Annotated in this window: 12 protein-coding genes; 7 read left to right on the top strand and 5 right to left on the bottom strand. The window is 43.4% G+C overall.

Going from position 1 to position 16,540, the window contains the following annotated elements:
* Positions 1-694 precede the first annotated feature (694 nt).
* The gene (locus A3739_RS22410) at positions 695-1,141 is read left to right on the top strand and encodes a hypothetical protein (protein WP_068502845.1); all 447 of its coding nucleotides are present in this window, start codon (positions 695-697) and stop codon (positions 1,139-1,141) included.
* Positions 1,142-1,199: 58 nt separating this feature from the next.
* On the opposite strand, the gene recD is transcribed toward A3739_RS22410, so the two are convergent.
* The 3 genes from recD to recC are packed head-to-tail and all read right to left on the bottom strand — an operon-like array spanning position 1,200 to position 10,524.
* Complete coding sequence (gene recD, locus A3739_RS22405) at positions 1,200-3,158, bottom strand: exodeoxyribonuclease V subunit alpha (protein ID WP_068502840.1); 1,959 nt, start codon at positions 3,156-3,158, stop codon at positions 1,200-1,202.
* Positions 3,155-6,910, bottom strand: a complete 3,756-nt coding sequence (recB, locus tag A3739_RS22400; protein ID WP_068502838.1) for an exodeoxyribonuclease V subunit beta — start codon at positions 6,908-6,910, stop codon at positions 3,155-3,157. Before recB ends, recD begins: the two co-directional genes overlap by 4 nt.
* Complete coding sequence (gene recC, locus A3739_RS22395) at positions 6,910-10,524, bottom strand: exodeoxyribonuclease V subunit gamma (protein WP_068502835.1); 3,615 nt, start codon at positions 10,522-10,524, stop codon at positions 6,910-6,912. The genes recB and recC overlap by 1 nt, the downstream gene beginning before the upstream one ends.
* A 292-nt stretch (positions 10,525-10,816) precedes the next feature.
* Here recC and A3739_RS22390 point away from each other — a divergent pair, with 292 nt between their 5' ends.
* From A3739_RS22390 to A3739_RS22370, 5 genes are all read left to right on the top strand, one after another.
* On the top strand, positions 10,817-11,749 hold the full coding sequence (locus A3739_RS22390) for an SPFH domain-containing protein (protein ID WP_068482064.1): 933 nt from the start codon (positions 10,817-10,819) through the stop codon (positions 11,747-11,749).
* Positions 11,750-11,758: 9 nt separating this feature from the next.
* Complete coding sequence (locus tag A3739_RS22385; RefSeq protein ID WP_068502832.1) at positions 11,759-12,232, top strand: NfeD family protein; 474 nt, start codon at positions 11,759-11,761, stop codon at positions 12,230-12,232.
* 500 nt (positions 12,233-12,732) lie between these two features.
* Positions 12,733-13,284, top strand: coding sequence for a hypothetical protein (locus A3739_RS22380; RefSeq protein ID WP_068500346.1), 552 nt, complete (start codon positions 12,733-12,735; stop codon positions 13,282-13,284).
* Between the two features lie 84 nt (positions 13,285-13,368).
* Positions 13,369-13,890 carry a Pycsar system effector family protein gene (locus A3739_RS22375; RefSeq protein ID WP_068500344.1) on the top strand — a complete coding sequence of 174 codons (522 nt, stop codon included), beginning with the start codon at positions 13,369-13,371 and terminating at the stop codon, positions 13,888-13,890.
* Positions 13,890-14,618 carry an adenylate/guanylate cyclase domain-containing protein gene (locus A3739_RS22370; RefSeq protein WP_068502828.1) on the top strand — a complete coding sequence of 243 codons (729 nt, stop codon included), beginning with the start codon at positions 13,890-13,892 and terminating at the stop codon, positions 14,616-14,618. The genes A3739_RS22375 and A3739_RS22370 overlap by 1 nt, the downstream gene beginning before the upstream one ends.
* Positions 14,619-14,837: 219 nt before the next feature.
* Here A3739_RS22370 and A3739_RS22365 read toward each other — a convergent pair whose 3' ends face one another.
* Together A3739_RS22365 and A3739_RS22360 are read right to left on the bottom strand one after the other, a co-directional pair.
* Positions 14,838-15,134, bottom strand: a complete 297-nt coding sequence (locus tag A3739_RS22365) for a HigA family addiction module antitoxin (protein WP_068502825.1) — start codon at positions 15,132-15,134, stop codon at positions 14,838-14,840.
* Positions 15,134-15,412 (bottom strand): type II toxin-antitoxin system RelE/ParE family toxin, encoded by a 279-nt coding sequence (locus A3739_RS22360; protein WP_068501247.1) that lies wholly within the window; start codon positions 15,410-15,412, stop codon positions 15,134-15,136. The genes A3739_RS22365 and A3739_RS22360 overlap by 1 nt, the downstream gene beginning before the upstream one ends.
* A gap of 112 nt (positions 15,413-15,524) precedes the next feature.
* On the opposite strand from A3739_RS22360, the gene A3739_RS22355 reads away from it, so the two are divergent.
* On the top strand, positions 15,525-16,148 hold the full coding sequence (locus tag A3739_RS22355) for a tyrosine-type recombinase/integrase (protein ID WP_068501250.1): 624 nt from the start codon (positions 15,525-15,527) through the stop codon (positions 16,146-16,148).
* Positions 16,149-16,540: the final 392 nt, after the last annotated feature.

The raw sequence follows: 16,540 nt of genomic DNA, 5'->3' as shown, positions 1-16,540 counted from the left end.
GCCTGGAAAGTATCAGCGTGAGCCATACCTGCGCCAAGACCTGAAACTAGAGTTGTTGCGATTGCTGCTTTTTTGAATACGTTTTTCATGGATAGTATCTCCGAACACTTATTTAGTTTTGAAATTGCTGAATTAAATTTTTATATCGTGACCTTAGGGCCATCTTGTTTGTCTCTCTTTCGAAAGACCTTTCATATTTACTACTTTCGCACTTACTGCTTGTACTGCTTGCTTCCTGCTCTTAACTGCAAGCTGCTTATATGCAGCTTTAAGCGAGGCTTGTGGCCTCTACAACATCACGATTAGATATTTCGTCACGTTGTAAGCAGCGCGTTTTTTAAAATGTTTTGCATTTCGTTTGCGCTTAATTTCAGCTTAGCTAGATCACAGAACTTGCACGCCGAAAAACAGGCCGTTTTGTAGCGAAGTGTTACAAGGTGTTTGCACAATGTGTCGATACTCGTCCGCGATGTAAAAAACGAACCTTTTTTACACAAGGTTCAGCAACAGATTGCAACAAAGCGCCGATTTATAAATTTTCGACAGACTGAATAATTACTGTTGAATGCAAATCAAGAAGAAGAGACACTGTTCAAAAATAATACTACCGCCCTTTTTAATCGTTTTTCTGAGTAAAGGTTCGACGTTGCAGCTTAAGTCTTTAACAACTTTCTTATTGGTATGTTGTCTTGCTATGTTCAACACAACGGCTAAAGCAGAGGTTACCATTACAGAGATAACCCCCATTCAATTTCCAGACGCGGTCTTAAATCCGAGCAAAACTGCTCGTCTGCGGGTGACATGGAAAGGCCAATTAAGAAATGTAAGAAACACTCAAGTACTTGGCGATGTGTATAATGAGGCGGAATTTCTAGTAACAAGTGATACGAACAATCTTATCACTGTTGATATGACGAGCGTTGGTGACGTGCCGGGCGTCATCCTCAAAACCTTTCAGTTCCGCTATAAAAACGAAACCTACACGAAGTTCCCAGTGACCGGGCTAGCTAACCCAGGGGTAGATGGCGAAATTGTGCAAGTAGGCATGCGAATTCAGTACACTAAGAACACAAGCACGGGAGGCATCACTCCCAGTTACGACATTACAATCACCGAAGAAGAACCGATCGTTGTGCCTTGATCGGCTGACGGGGACCATAATTTCCGAGGTCAGAGTACTTTTACTCCGACCCCAATATTTAATTCATTAATCTATCCAATGACTCATCATTAAGATACAGCGTGCATTTCTGCTTCGCACGCGTCACAGCGGTATATAACAAGGCGCGGGTCAGTAACTCTGGCGCATATGGCGCAAGCAACACACCAACGTGATCATATTCTGAGCCCTGACTTTTATGCACTGTCATCGCATATGCCAGATCGTACTTATCAATCTGCGAGGGCAATACTGTGATGTCGCGTCCTTCCCCACCTCGGTAAAACATCGCAACAAACTGGCTTTCGTGGTTTTGATTTACGTTTTCGATATAAAAACCCACGTCTCCATTGTACAAATCGAGTTTTGGATAATTACGCTCCAACATAATCGGCATACCGTGATACACACCAGTGCGGCTTGATGAAAATCGACTCTGTGCTTTTGTGTGAACGGCCTCGTTGAGCTGATCCGTCCCTAAAGGCCCCTGTCTCGTTGAACAAAGAATTTGGAACTGATCGAAGCATTTTTGCAGTTCAGCCAATGAGGCTTTTGTTTCAGCGAGCTCTACAAAGTCTTGATAATGAGCCATCAACGCACCGAGTTCTTGCTGGGCTCTGCCCTCAACCCAGTGGTACCTAATAGCTTCGTCAGTGTTCGTTGTCAGGAAATGACGCAAAGCCTCTACTGGCTCATCACGAATAAGGCGCGCAACATCCGCTAAAGCACCGTGAAAACGATAGCTCTTTTGCAATGTCACGAGAGGATTGATCTGTTCAGACTCCGATGGTTCAACATTCATATCAAACGGCAGTAGGTGAATTAGCTGCCCTAACTGCTCAGCAGATATGGCATTACGCTTACAGCGTTTTACCCAACGCGCAAAAAAATCGCCAGATTCCACCGCAGGCAACTGATAATGATCACCCAACAGCACTACGCACGTTTGCGGATGCAAAATCGTGCTTAAACGCTCCATTAAAGCTAAATCAATCATTGAAGATTCATCAATTACGAGCACATTTGGAATCGCTGAGGTTTCGAGCTTGCCAAACAAACGTTCGTTATCACTGAGGTAGTCATCGTCATCAAAGTCGCTCATCGACACATCGTTTTCAATCAAATATCGATGAACGGTTTTACCCCGTTTTGGCAGTGCAGAGCGTAAGTGTTGAATCAAGTCTTCTTCAAACGGCAAGCTAGACAATAAAGATTCAGCTTGAGAACTTAGCGACGATGCTAAGCGTTGTGCAGCCTTGCCAGTAGGTGCCAAGCAAACCGTCGATGACGCACGCCTACTTTCTATGCCCTTCTCTATGGCCCTCTCTATGCACTTCTCTGCAGACAAACGCGCTAAGATAATTTTTGCAGCCGTTGTCGTTTTACCCGTACCGGGCCCACCACTCACCAGCACAAGATTTGAAAGAAGTGATTGCGCAACCGCCCAAGCTTGATAATCAATGTCAGTAGAATCTAAGTCAGGAAATAAGGCATTCAATGCCTCCTTACCGCGAGCTAAATCAATAGATTCATTAGGATCCACATCAGAGGATATGTTTGACGATAGTTGATCCGACAACCATCGATCAGTTTTATCACAGAGATTCCAGAGTCGACGCAAATAGAGCTCCGCTTCATCGTTGAGAACTTTAACGAAAACACTTGAGCCCTCGCCTGAAATTAAGATCGATTCGGGCAAGGCTTGCGTCGAAGTCATCAAACTTTGATCACGATGAAACACCGTTAACGATAAATGCTCATCTAGCTCATCGAGCCTGACACACTGTTTGCCAAGGCCTGATGCGTAAGACAAAACTAAAGCTAAATCAAAAACCACTTCGAGCACAGTTGATGGCAGCGCAGAATCACTTGCGCTCAGCACTTCGTTTAATGCTGCGTCTGCCGCATAAAAATCAATCCACGACACCAACGACTCGCCGCGACGTAAACTCTGCTTTAAGAAACGTATACGCTGAGAAATGTTTGATGGAAGACTCATTGAGCACCTCCATCAGTAAAAAGCTGATCTAAACCTTCAATCAAACTCTGTTCTGGCTTTATAAAGTAAACGCCCGCTGGGTTATCTCCATCTGCGTCTAAACCAAGTCCTCTTAAAAACAAATACACTACACCACCAAAATGTGCCTGATAGCTATAAGCATTTCCCATTCGTGCTTTTAACAGACGATGAATGGCTAAGCTATACAGCAGGTATTGCACATCATAACGATGCTCATTGATCGCTGCTTCTAGTTTGTCGTGCGTATAGTTGTCTGCGCTAAAACCAAGATGATTCGATTTATAATCCAGCACAAAATAAGCGTCTTGCGCTCGGAACAATAAGTCGATCGCCCCTTTAATATGCCCTTCGAATGCTTCAAAACTCAAAGCGTCTGCATTCGGATTGTACTGACGAAGTAGCGAATTAAAGTTCGACAAAGAGAAATCATCTACCGAGAAATAAAACTTGGCTTCAACGCGATAATCGTTTTCGTCTAATTGTGCTAAAGCAATTGATGCTCCAGAAGCGCTGCCGATTTCTATCAGCGGCAGCGCAAGCACTTGTTGAACCCATTGCTCGAGATAAGCCGCCCATGCTTGTTCATGCCGCTCTGGCACTAAGGCATACTGCTGCAACAAATTACAGATGTGCTCTTCTAAATTAGTGGCTGGGACATTGGTGTTTAGCTCGCCCGTTGCGAATTCAATATCCTCGAATAAGCGGTGCAAGAAAGTACCTGCCTGACTACCCTTGGGGAAATTCATAATATCAATCGCGTTAGCTGGCGGGGCTTCGCCGAGATCATCCATTGATCGATGAGTATGCTCACTATGCGGGTTTAGTGCTCTGTGCTCATTAAGCAATCCGGTAAAGCTTTGGACCTTCCATGATTGTTTTAATTGAGGAGCGAATAACTCGTCTGAGAGCTCAGAAGCCGATTGAGAACTTTGATCAATCAACAATCGACTCGAGCGATTGAGCGCGTGTACTTCTTCAAACGTGAGATATTGATATGAAGTAGAAAAATCAGTGTGCTTCGTAAAACGAGAGATTGCGTCTTGCAGCCATCCTTTTTCAAGATCATCGGATAACTGGCCCTGTGATAACAAATAACCAAGCGCAGTGGAGTACATTTTGGGCGATCGACTCCCACTAAACTCCGCGGTGCCGATATAACAATGATATTGTGCGCGCGTTAAAGCGACATATAGTAAACGCATTTCTTCCGCTAAACGCTCTCGATCAGCCGCTGTTTGCTGTTGCTCGTTCGGCTCTAATGCTAAACATAAGCGTCCAGCCTCATCATAGAACCAAGCCTGTTGCGCATCTCTTGTCGTAAACAGAAACGGTAAAAACACAATTGGGTATTCCAAGCCCTTTGACTTATGAATCGTCACGATACGAACCAAGGCCTCGTCGCTTTCTAAACGAAGCTGATGCGTCGCGAGTTTTTCGGCTGATGGCTGCGCAGTCTGCCCAATGCACTGCCAATACCAACGTAACAAGGCGCTTTCTGATCGCAATGTGCGTGCTTTTTCTTGTAAAAGTTCAGCTAACTGACTGATGTTAGTTAGGCTGCGCTCCCAATCTAGCGTTACAGTGTCCTGTGACGTCGCCGCGTTATGCCAATGCTTTAGAATTGAAAACTCATCAATGGCTAAGCGCACCATGCTAAGCACACCAAAACGCTGCCAATGATGTTGTAGATTCTGAAAACGGTCTACCCATGTCTGTAAAGCAAACTCATCCTCTGTGATGCGAGACAGCTCGGCATCTGTTACCTGCCAAAATGGATCTTGCAGTACAGAACGTATCGCGCGCTTCTTTGTTGGGTTTTGCGCTGCCTCTAACAAAAATGCCAAAGACATAGCCTCCGCACTTTCAAACACAGAAGCATCGTCATCAAAGCAAGACTTAACACCGACCTGCGCTAGCACCTGCTTCACTTGTCGCGCTTCATTTTTAGTGCGCACAAGTATCGCTAAGTCAGAGCTATTCAGTCCTAGCGTTTTATCATTGAGTACTTCGCATACTTGCGAAGCCAACAACAAGCTTAAGCTATCCGATATATCAGCCTTTGATAAAGCCTTCCCCTCTTCATCAAATGCCTCAACTTCAGAATATCGTAAGGCACTGCCAAAAGGTGTTTCTGACGAGCCCTTTGCGGCATCGACATGAATATAGGGAATCTCTTTTTCAAGAAATGGATTGCTATGTGCACCAAACAAGGCATTTAAACTGGACACCATTTCTGTCGATGAACGCCAGTTCTTATCCATGGTAAATACACTGCCGAGCTCAGCGTTTTCTACATCATGCTTCGCACGCAGATAGGTCGCCATATCACCACCACGAAAACCATAAATCGCTTGTTTTGGGTCGCCGATTAATACAAGTGATGGAGCAATATCTAAATCATTGTTCGTGCACTCTGTGCCGAATAAGCGAGAAAATATAGGGTACTGATTCGCGTCGGTATCTTGGAATTCATCAATCAAAGCTACCTGATATTGCTTGCGCAAACTAAGCGTTAATTTCTTCGCTAGATGCTCATCATCTGTCGCCTGCTTGAGCTGCAAAATAAGATCATCAAAATCGAGTATTTGTTCAGAACGTTTGCGCGCCTCAAATATCTCATTTATCTGCTTAAACACTGCCTGAACAAATATTGGTTTCGGGTCTGCGGGTTCGTTTACAAAGTGTTTTTCTAGAAATACAAAAAAAGCATGCTCGGGTGGTTGCTTGCCCTTTTTCGTTTCACTAGGAAGATGACTTTCGAAGAATTTATCAAACTTAAGGGAGCTATCTGGCAGACCACTCGCACTATCTTCCGCCCAAGATCTAATTTTATTTAGCCAAGTTAATTTGTTGTTGAGACGAGTGAGGTCAGACTCCCCGACTAACTTCGTCGCATCATCAATATGCACCAGAACTAAGGTTTTTAAATCTTCAACCCACTGTTCTATTTGCGCATAATCATCTTGCCATTGACGTATGGGAGATAGTCCATCGTCATCAAAACTCACTGCTGGATAGATACGTTCTGGAATACGCGAGCTGAACACAGAAAGTGCCGACAGTAATGTAGCTGGGTTACCCCAATTGTTTAGCACATAGCGCAACACGCTTGGCTTCAGTTTTAAAATTTCACTACGCCAAACATCCTGACAAACCTCTAAACGCATTGGCTTAAGGTCTTCTTTAAGCTCTTGGTTCGAAGGAACATTCAAAAGCACTGAATTGTCGCGCCCGACCTTTTGACAGAAACCGTGAATCGTATGAATCTCGGCAAGATCGATACTCTGTTCGGCGATTTTTAAAGCCAATAAGCTTTGGTTTAGATTATCCAAGCGGCCAATAATATTGCGCGCTAAAGCGTCAGGAATAAGCGACTCTAATTGCGCAGCATCTATATCTGATCTGCTCTCACTTACTGCTTCACTACTGCCATCACTATCGACTTCCAGCTCATCATAAAACTCAATTAAACGCTCAAGATACTTAATGTACTGAACAATATTCGCCCGCACCCGAACACGGAGTTCTTGTGTCGCGGCATCGGTAAACGTCACTATCAAGATCTGCTCTATCTGATAGTTTTTCTCGAGAATGTAACGCAGAACCAAATTCGACAAGGCATAGGTTTTACCCGTGCCTGCACTCGCTTCAATTAAGGTAAGTCCCTCTAAAGGAAAGGTATTTAGATCTAGTGTTTCTGGCGCTAATGAGTTCATTGGAGTCTCATTCATTATCGATCCTCCTCTACCGTAATACGTTCAACGTCATCATTGGCCGCAATGTCAGAATCATCATCTTTCTTTTTGCTACGAGATTTTTTAACCGGCGCATGACGCAGAATTTGCTGCATCAACACATACTCATCTGGCTCTGGAATAAATTTGCCTAGCTCTGTGTCCTCACTCAACTCACCTAAACGATTCCATACCAACGCAGACTCATTACCGAGCTCGCATTCGTTATAAGCTTTTTCGGAACTATCAAAATACGCAAACGCTAGCTTGTAAGCCTGCTCAGGAAGAAACGGCAATGGGCTATTTGAGAATTGCACAAGGCATTGCACAAGCTCGCTCAAGTAGGTGCCAGCTTGCTCCGCAGTTAAGGCTGGGAACACAATTTGGCCCTTACGCCAGATGTTCGTTGTTTTTAGGGGAAGACTGGTCGGATTATTTTCAGCGCTAGCTTTATTCTTAGAAACGTCGTTGCCTGAATGCACATGTGCATTCCAAGCCACGTGTTTTGCCCAAGCACCGAATATCCATTTATGACAGTACTTTCCAAATCGCACATCGATGGCAGTCTCGGGGGCTAAGAACACATCTCCCTGCATTGAGCTGCCAGTTAGGTTTTCCGGTAACGTTAACTCAAATGAATAAGGAATAACTTTGCTAGCCTCAGCGTCGCATGAAGCCTTAGCAATGCGCTCGATAAAATTTCCATAACTAGATTTGAGACTGTCGAGTTTTAACTCAGCAACTAAGCCTTGTGGTAGTCGTCCAAGCAAGGCCAATTCTTTTTGTTTACGTGCTTCATCCTCTGCTCGATCGTGTAGCCAAAATGGCGCTAGCTCTTGCGCCACTTTATAAGCGTCTAAGCCAAACAAATCAAAGGGCTCGATTGCTTCCACCACCTCCTCAGCGTACGTCTTTGTAAGGCCTAACTGTGTACGATAGTAATGCAGTAAAGGGCTTGCAAAAGCTTGTTCCCAATCGCGTAAAGTGCAGTGGCCTGCGTCTTTTATTTGCGCAATAAATCTCGAAGCACTAGGTTCTGGTGACGCATCAACGTTCACATCACTGGTTTGTGGCGTGCTAAACATATCAATTTGTTCGGCCGCCTCATCCAAGATAATCGGAGCAATTTGGTCAGCAGATTCAAGGTACAACGATCGCCAAAGATTAGAGAAGCTGGGTGTCTCCGAAGTACTTTCAAAATACGAACGATGGAAAGGTTGAAGCCGATGCTCAAGGCTCAAGGCGTTTAAAAATTGCTCTTCACTTTGTTCTGAACCATCTGTAAACGTACGTACAAGTGCATCCTGTAATTCACTTACCAAAACCGATGGGAAGCGTTCGCTATTATCTTTCGCATGCTTGCCCTGATACGAAATATACAAACGATCTTGCGCAGCCAATATGGCCTCTAAAAACATATAGCGATCATCAAAACGGCGAGATCGATCTCCACGACGTTTAGGATATTGCGCAATTAAGTCGAAGCTTTGATTTAAATCATGCCGCGGATATTCACCCTCATTCATACCGAGCAAACACACCAAACGAAACGGAACAGTACGCATTGGCATCAAGTTGCAGAAGTTCATGCGCCCAGCCAGAAAACGCTGACTCACTTTCTCTTTATCAAGTTCAGTTTGAAGGATTCCGCGAATAATCGAGAACGGAATAGTCTGATCAAATTGGGTCAACATGACTTGCTCGCGGCAGCTATCTAAGGCGCGATCGATTAAGCGCTGTACTGACTCGTCTACGATATTCAAATCAAACCATTGTTGCCAAATAGCTTGAACTCGATTTATCCATATCATCGTTGGCTGTTTCCCAGAAAGCACTGACATACAGTCTTCAATCAAATCAATAATACTTGCTAGCATGCCCACTAAGTCTTGCGACTCACGTGTTCTTAGCGAAATCGGGACAAAGTCTTGCTCTACTTTCAACGCGGGCATATCACCTAGGAGATATGATTTGAGCGCACGCTGAATACCTTGCAACCAAGTATTATTGCTACCTGTTTGCTCACCACCAGACACTTGATCTCTATGTTTTTCAGACAAACCCCAACGCACATTTAAGGAACCTACCAAATGCTGCAAGCATTCTAATTGAGCATCATCCATCTCAAAGCGCGAACGCACGGCTTCGACGCTCATTAACTCTAAGAACTCATCAACGCCAAGTCGTGATTGATCAAAACTAAGCACTTTAATCAAAGACTCTAAAAGTGGCTGCTCGAAACTTAATGCATGATCAGATATGCCATACTGAATACGTTGGGTTTGGCCCGCTTTATTTTTTATCGGCTCGCCAAATACGGCATGCACTAAGGGCCCATATGACTGAATGTCAGGGGCCATTACGATGACGTCTTTGGAACTTAAGCTCGAGTCTTTATCAAAAGCGCTTAATAGATAGTCACGCAGACTTTCAAGTTCACGCAGCTTTGAATGACAGCTCGCAAACCGAATAGATTCATCATCTGAATCAAATTCGTGAGCATTGATTTGTCCATGCAATAAATCGTTTTTTAGCAAACATAGCGCCGAATGAGCATCATTCTCGGTATAAAAATCGGCATCAAATTCAGTTAAGCCGCTCTCTTCATCGTATTGATATAACTCCGCTAAATAGTTCTTCCCTAGCTGGCCGAGTGAAGCAAGAAGCGGGTGCCGATCTTCGACTTGTCCAATCGCGCCACCTTCGTTACCTATGACAGCCGACTGTTCGACCTTCATTTGTTCTTTTAGCGCATTCTTTTCAGACACAATATCTGCCCAATACGCTCTGCTCGGATTCTGAAATAAAAAATGGATATCGATGTGTTTCCCGAGCGCCAAAAACAATGGTAGCCATTGAGGAGGAATAGCCGCTAAACCAAAGATAAATAACCGTTTGGGAAGTGCTGCTTTACCTACACTGCTTTGTGCAAGATGTCTAGTTAAAGACTGCAGTTGTGCGGAACGATGATGTCGCTGATCTACGGGGATACCTGGATATAAATTCAACCAAAGTGAGCGTTGCCACGCTTCATCGCTTTCTTTGTTAATGCCACTACCAAAGTTTTTATCATTATCGATAAAACCACCCTGCTCCCAAGCATCAATCCAATCAGGCCGATAGTTTTGATAAGCATCAAAATTATCAGCGAGCAATTCACTCACCTGAAACAATATTGCTGGACTGAGTTCTGTTTGCTCGGATTCAGACCTACTTTCACGTGCAACAAGCGCTTGAATGTATTGGCGCACAGGCTGGAATTCATCGCGTTCAATTAAGTCGGGTAATTGCCGAAAAATCTCCCAACGCAGATTACTCTTCTCGAAGTGTTGAACGCTGTTTTGCTCTACAGCACCGGTGCCATCCTCTTCACCAGTAATATCTAGCTTATCCATCAAACTCCATAAAAACGCGCCGGGCATCATGCTGTCGATCATGCATGAGACACCCTGATTTGCAGAAATCTGCTGATTCAACCACACGCCCATACCATGACTCTGGGTAAGAATGATGTCGGACTCAAATGGGTCCGCGAGCGGATCTGCCCGCATAATCTCAGCAAGCACAGTCGCCAAGTTCGCAGTTTTGTTAGAGGGGTAAAGATAGAGCATGACAGTCCTTGCCGAATTGAACAGTCAGTATAACGAGATTGGACTGAAGTGTTCTATATCGAAGCAAAGGCGTAATGAGAAGTTAAGAAATGAGTGCCAACTTGCCTACTGCTTTTAGACAAAAGCAGAAGTACTTCGAGCTAAGCGATTAGAAATTCAATGGCAGGCCTATCACCTGCAGCCCCATTAATATATTCCCTTTAAAAAGCGCCCTAAATCTCCTTTTAGCAGAGCGCCCTAATTGTTATATTTAAACTAGCTACACTCATCGCAACAAAGGATTGCTCGCTCTATGAATATCGTTCTTGAATACCTTTTCTCTGTCCAAGCGGCTGTACTAGTCGCCATCCTTATTGTCTTAAAATTAGGCATCAAATTTGTACCTCAGAACAGAGCTTACATCGTCGAGCGCTTTGGTAAGTATAATCGAACGATCGAAGCTGGTATCAATATGATTGTACCATTTATAGATAGTGTAGCGCATGATCGCTCATTGAAAGAGCAGGCTGTTGACGTTCCTAGCCAAGGCGCTATCACCAAAGACAATATCTCTCTGACGGTAGATGGTGTGCTGTATTTTAGAGTACTCGATCCTTATAAGGCGTCTTATGGTGTTGAAGATTATGCCTTTGCGGTGACCCAACTTGCGCAAACCACGATGCGTTCAGAGATCGGTAAGATAGAGCTCGATAAAACATTTGAGGAACGTGATCAACTCAATGCCAATATCGTCAACTCTATTAACCAAGCGGCTGAGCCGTGGGGTGTTCAGGTTTTACGCTACGAGATAAAAGACATTGTTCCTCCACAAAGCGTGATGTCGAGTATGGAAGCGCAAATGCGTGCCGAACGTGAGCGCCGCGCTAAAATTCTAGAGTCGGAAGGTGATCGACAAGCGGAAATCAACCGTGCTGAAGGTGAGAAAAGAGCACAGGTTCTTGCTGCAGAAGCGGAAAAACAACAACAGATCTTAACTGCCGAAGGTGAAGCGCAAGCGATTATTCGCGTAGCCGAAGCGCAGGCTGCGGCTTTGCAAAAAATTGGTAATATCGCCGTCACCAATGAAGGCAGCTCAGCTATTCAATTAGAATTGGCGCAAAAAGCAATCGCAGCAAAAGAGGCGATTGCCAAAGAATCTTCTGTGGTATTGTTACCCGATGGGAATACAGAAGCGGCTTCTGTCGTTGCTCAAGTTCTGTCTATCGCGGATTCTTTGAAAAAGTAAGAGACTTCAATGCCTGAACTATTTACGAGTTTGCCAACATTATTATCTTTTGTTGGCGTTGCGCTGATCATCATAGAAATATTGGTACTGGGTTTCAGTAGTATTTTCCTGATTTTCGTGGCTGTTGCATGTTTTACTACGGCTGTATTAATGTCGATCGGTCTGTTTGAGCATTCGATTTTGAACGCCTCTGTCTCTGTCGCGATCTTCTCCTTTGTTTGGGCCTTATTTCTGTGGAAACCATTGAGAAAGTTGCAGCAACGTCAGCAAAGTCCTGAAGATCAGCCGAATAGTTTTAGTGGCGTTACGTTCTTCCTTTCTGAAGACTTGGCCCCAAGTACTTTTATAGTGCAAGAGTACAGTGGTATTAATTGGCAAGTATTCTTGACCCCAGATCAGTCTCAAGTTCTTGGGAAAGGAACGGAAGTTCAAGTGGTTAAATCAGAGGTCGGGAAGATGTACGTGAAGGCTATTACTCGCTAGTTTCTTTCGCCGCTTGCTGATGCTTGGAAAATGAAACGGATATATAAACTTCCATCCCCACTGTTGTACCGGACAGTGAAGCGTGTTCTCAATGCCCGAAAATAGACATTAGGCGACCTTGGTTCAGTTCCCTTGCCTATGCCTGCTTCAATAGGAAAGTAGAAATCATCGAAAGCTCTTTACTCACATAAGTCTTAGGTAATCAAAGCGCTATTGAGCGTGCTTGTTTAAACCACGCAAGGAAGTGAATTGTGCTCGTTTAGCACCCGAGGGAACATGAAAAATCGAATGAAATCAAAGTTTTGAGTTATTCTGTGGGTTACATACGAGACCCCTCACTATTTCTACATACGTGACCCCTCATATGTGTGATAAAGAAATGAGCGAGATTCGAGTTTTTTCTTTTAAAAACATCGTAGTATATGGGAAAGGAAAGAGACTACCTGTCATACATATGAGGGGGGGCTCACTATACAAATGTTAAATGCCAAGGAGGCACCGTGTATAAATCAGAGTTCGAAAAGGCAGTATTGAGAACAAAAGAGTTTAATTTGATATGTCCGGAAATCATATTTTCTGAGGGCGTACTGCTTACCCATGAGAAAATGCAAAAGTTTCCTTATGTATTGAGAGATACAGTTGGTGAAATTGGTGTTGAAGAAGTTGTGGCTCAATGCCTATCAATTCACTACCGGTTGGCTGATGTAATAGCAGAGTTATTTGATACAGCATGCTATTTTACAATCGGGTATGTAGAAACCGTTGAGCGCTTAATGTTCCATCAAAGCGAACAGGATCTTAAAACAGTATTACAATCAGGGGTCAATGGTTCATCTTTAAATATACATGCTTGGTTAACATTGCCCACTATGGAGATTATGGATTTTTCGTTACCTACCAGCTATGCAATCTTGAACAAGAAGGAAGAAGGTATTGGCGGCTTAATCGCGACCCATGCAGATACCCTTACTGGCGGCATGAAATATCATCCAATGTTGGTTGGCGAGGATTTTCTACGTAAATCTGGTGGGCTAGTTGAGTTCGGCATTTAACAAGCGCTGTTGGCGGACTGGTCTTCCGCTGCGCTCCAAACCAGCCTCAAATGCGGGCGTTAGAATTCACTGAAGAAATATAGTATGGACGAGAAACTACAAGATATATTCTCAAATATTAATGATTGGTTGAAGTTTGCCGAGGCAAAATCAGCAACACTCATTGCTTGCAATGGTGCTCTCATTTTCGGAATAAGCAGGCTTATAAACTCTTACGAGCCAAAAGGTGCATGCCTGATATATTTGATTGTGGTAGCAGTACTCTGCGTGTTGTCCATATCAATTTGCTTTCTCTCGATTATCCCCTCGCTTTCCATGCCTTGGGAGAAAAAACCAAGTGGAGTTAGCGACAAAGACAATCTGATGTATTTTTCTGATATTGCTAAATATACGCCATTGGCTTACTTAAACGTTTTGAAGACTAAATTGGAATTGAAGGATTTCGAGGTTACTGGATATCAGAAAGATTTATCTAACCAAATAATTATCAACTCAGTTATAGCTGATAGAAAATATCGAGCTTTTCAAAAAGCTATTTGGCTGACATTGGCGGCTGTAATATCTCCTGTGTTAGCACTTTTAATTTATCTATTTAGGGCGAAGTAATGAAGGAAGGGATTGTTTCAAAGGTAAAAGAGATTATTGATAACGCTTTTGAAGTTACGGATATTATTGATGTGCCTGACATTGACGATACTCGCCTGACATTTGGTAATAAAGGCCTTAGGTTTGAAGCAACAACACTTTATATTGATATGAGGGGCTCGACTTCGGTTCTAAATAATCACAACAGAACTACTGTTGCAAAGATACATAAAGCTTATTTCCACACAATCGTGACTGTCGCTAAAAGCCTAGGTGGTGAGGTAAGAAGCTTTAATGGCGATGGAATGCTGGTCTTTTTTCAAGGCACATCAAAAATCACATTAAGTAATGCTGTTGAGTCTGCCATGAAGATGAAATGGCTATTGTCATCTTCAGACTCCGAAGTAAAGAAGAAAATGGAGAAGTTCTCATCCGTTGATTTTGGCATAGGCATTGATGACGGAAAAATTGTTTGTGCAAAAGTTGGTATAGCTGGTGCAAATAATAGAGATTTGGTATGGGTTGGCAATGCAGTTAATAAGTCCGTAAAGGTTGGAGACAAATTGCATGGCAACATTGGCATATCCTCTTATGTATATGCCAATTTGCAAGATCGAGTAAAATACGCGATAGAGAAAGATATGTGGGGTAATGAGGTTCAAAAGGATATGTGGCAGTCAGCCTATTTTGAATACAATGGGAAGCAAGAGCTCTACTACTACACCACATACCATTGGAAAGTGAACTAATTCTAACAAGCGCATGTTGCCTGACTGGTTTTCCGCTGCGCTCCAAACCAGCCTCAAATGCGGGCGTTCATGTCTGCTTGCTAAATAAACCTGCCCAAATAAAGCCTGATATTTCTCCCAACTTGATGTCCGCAATTGTCTATTTGCGAATGGAAAACCAATGTCCGCTTTTCATTCTTTCCAGTCTATATCGGTGGCTTTAGATACTGAAGCAAAGAATCACGCCGCCTCTATATCAAACGGTGAAACATGAAGTGCATCTTTGTTCTGTCTCGCCAGCCACAGATCATAGGCGTTTTGTAGACGCAGCCAATGGTCTGCAGAAGGCTTTCCAAAAGCTAGCTCTAGCCTTACTGCCATTTCTGGCGTTAAAGATCCGCGTGCATTTAGAACCTTAGATAAAGTTTTTCGGCTCACATCTAGATGACTTGCCACGTCTGTTATCGTTAATCCAAGAGATTCGATAACGAGTTCTTTTAATACCTCACCGGGGTGAGCGGGATTAAACATAGACATTAGTGGTAATCCTCGTAATTCACGATCTCAACATCACGGCCATCAAAGCGATAAGTCACTCGCCAGTTGCCACTTACTCTTACTGACCACACACCCTTACGCGCACCTTTTAACGGGTGCATATGCAGACCGGGCAAATCCATATCATCGGGACATTCAGCCTGATCAAGGTTAGTCAGAATCAAACGAAGCTTCTTCTCATGTTTTTTCTGGATGCCGGAGGTACTTCCAGAGTCATAAAACTTCTGAAGCCCTTTGTGGAGGAAGCTTTTAATCATGGCGCAAGTGTAACCCAAAAGGTTTCAGCATGCCAAACTTTAGTATTGTCCATAATGTTTCTCGTGCTTGATCGATAAGGCACATTAATGAACGAAGTTTTGGAGGTAAGTTATGTATTTCTCTGAGAAAAAATCGAAACGCGAACCTTGGAACAAAGGGAAACTGGTAGGCCAAAAACTACCATTGAAACAAGAGCACATATGGGCAATCAGAACACGGCTGGAGATGGCTGGAAAACTAAGAGACTTAGCGTTATTTAACTTGGCTTTAGACAGCAAACTACGCGGATGCGACTTGGTTAAACTCATGGTTCGAGATATCGCCCGTAATTCCGAAGTGATGGTTAGAGCGCAAGTCATCCAACAAAAGACACAACATCCAGTCGTTTTTGAAATCACAAGAAAGACCCGAGAGACAATAGCGAACTGGATTGAAAGTCGTTCGCTAAGCTCCCTAGAGTATCTATTTCCTAGCAGATCAAAATTAGGAGGACATATTACAACTCGTCATTATGGCCGTATCGTAAAAAGCTGGGTGACTAGCATAGATCTCGATCCAAGCGCATACGGCACTCATAGTATGCGCCGTACTAAAGCGTCAATAATATACAAGCAAACTAAAAATCTACGCGCAGTTCAAATACTACTTGGCCATACGAGCCTTGAAAGTACAGTCAGATACTTAGGCGTTGAAGTTGATGACGCATTAGAGCTTGCGCAGAACATAGAGATCTAAATCCCCTCATTCCACAGGGCTATTTGCGGGTAGCCCTTTCTAACCCGATACTGAGTCAGGTCTGATCGAGATGCTGGACATAAGAAGCTCTTTCAACTCATCTTGGATGACTAACCAAAGTGTCTCATAGCTTAGAGAAAAACAAGTATGTAAAGACTACTATCGCTGCCACTGTTACTAAGCGTGTAAAAAATGCACATCTACCTTTAGCGGTCTCGTCAAAATCGCTGTATACCGGAGGTACTTTTTCGAACCCAAAACTTACATAGTAACCTTTGTTCAAAATGATTCCCCAAGCTGGGTAAATTACTGTACATAAAAGAAAAAAGACTCTAAATAGAAAGGACTTTAATTCAAAATCTAGGTACGAACGATAGAAGAAACTAGTTAAT

This window comes from Oleiphilus sp. HI0067 (assembly GCF_001635735.1).
The sequence above is the reverse complement of the archived record's forward strand: the minus strand, read 5'-3'. Positions and strand labels throughout refer to the sequence as shown.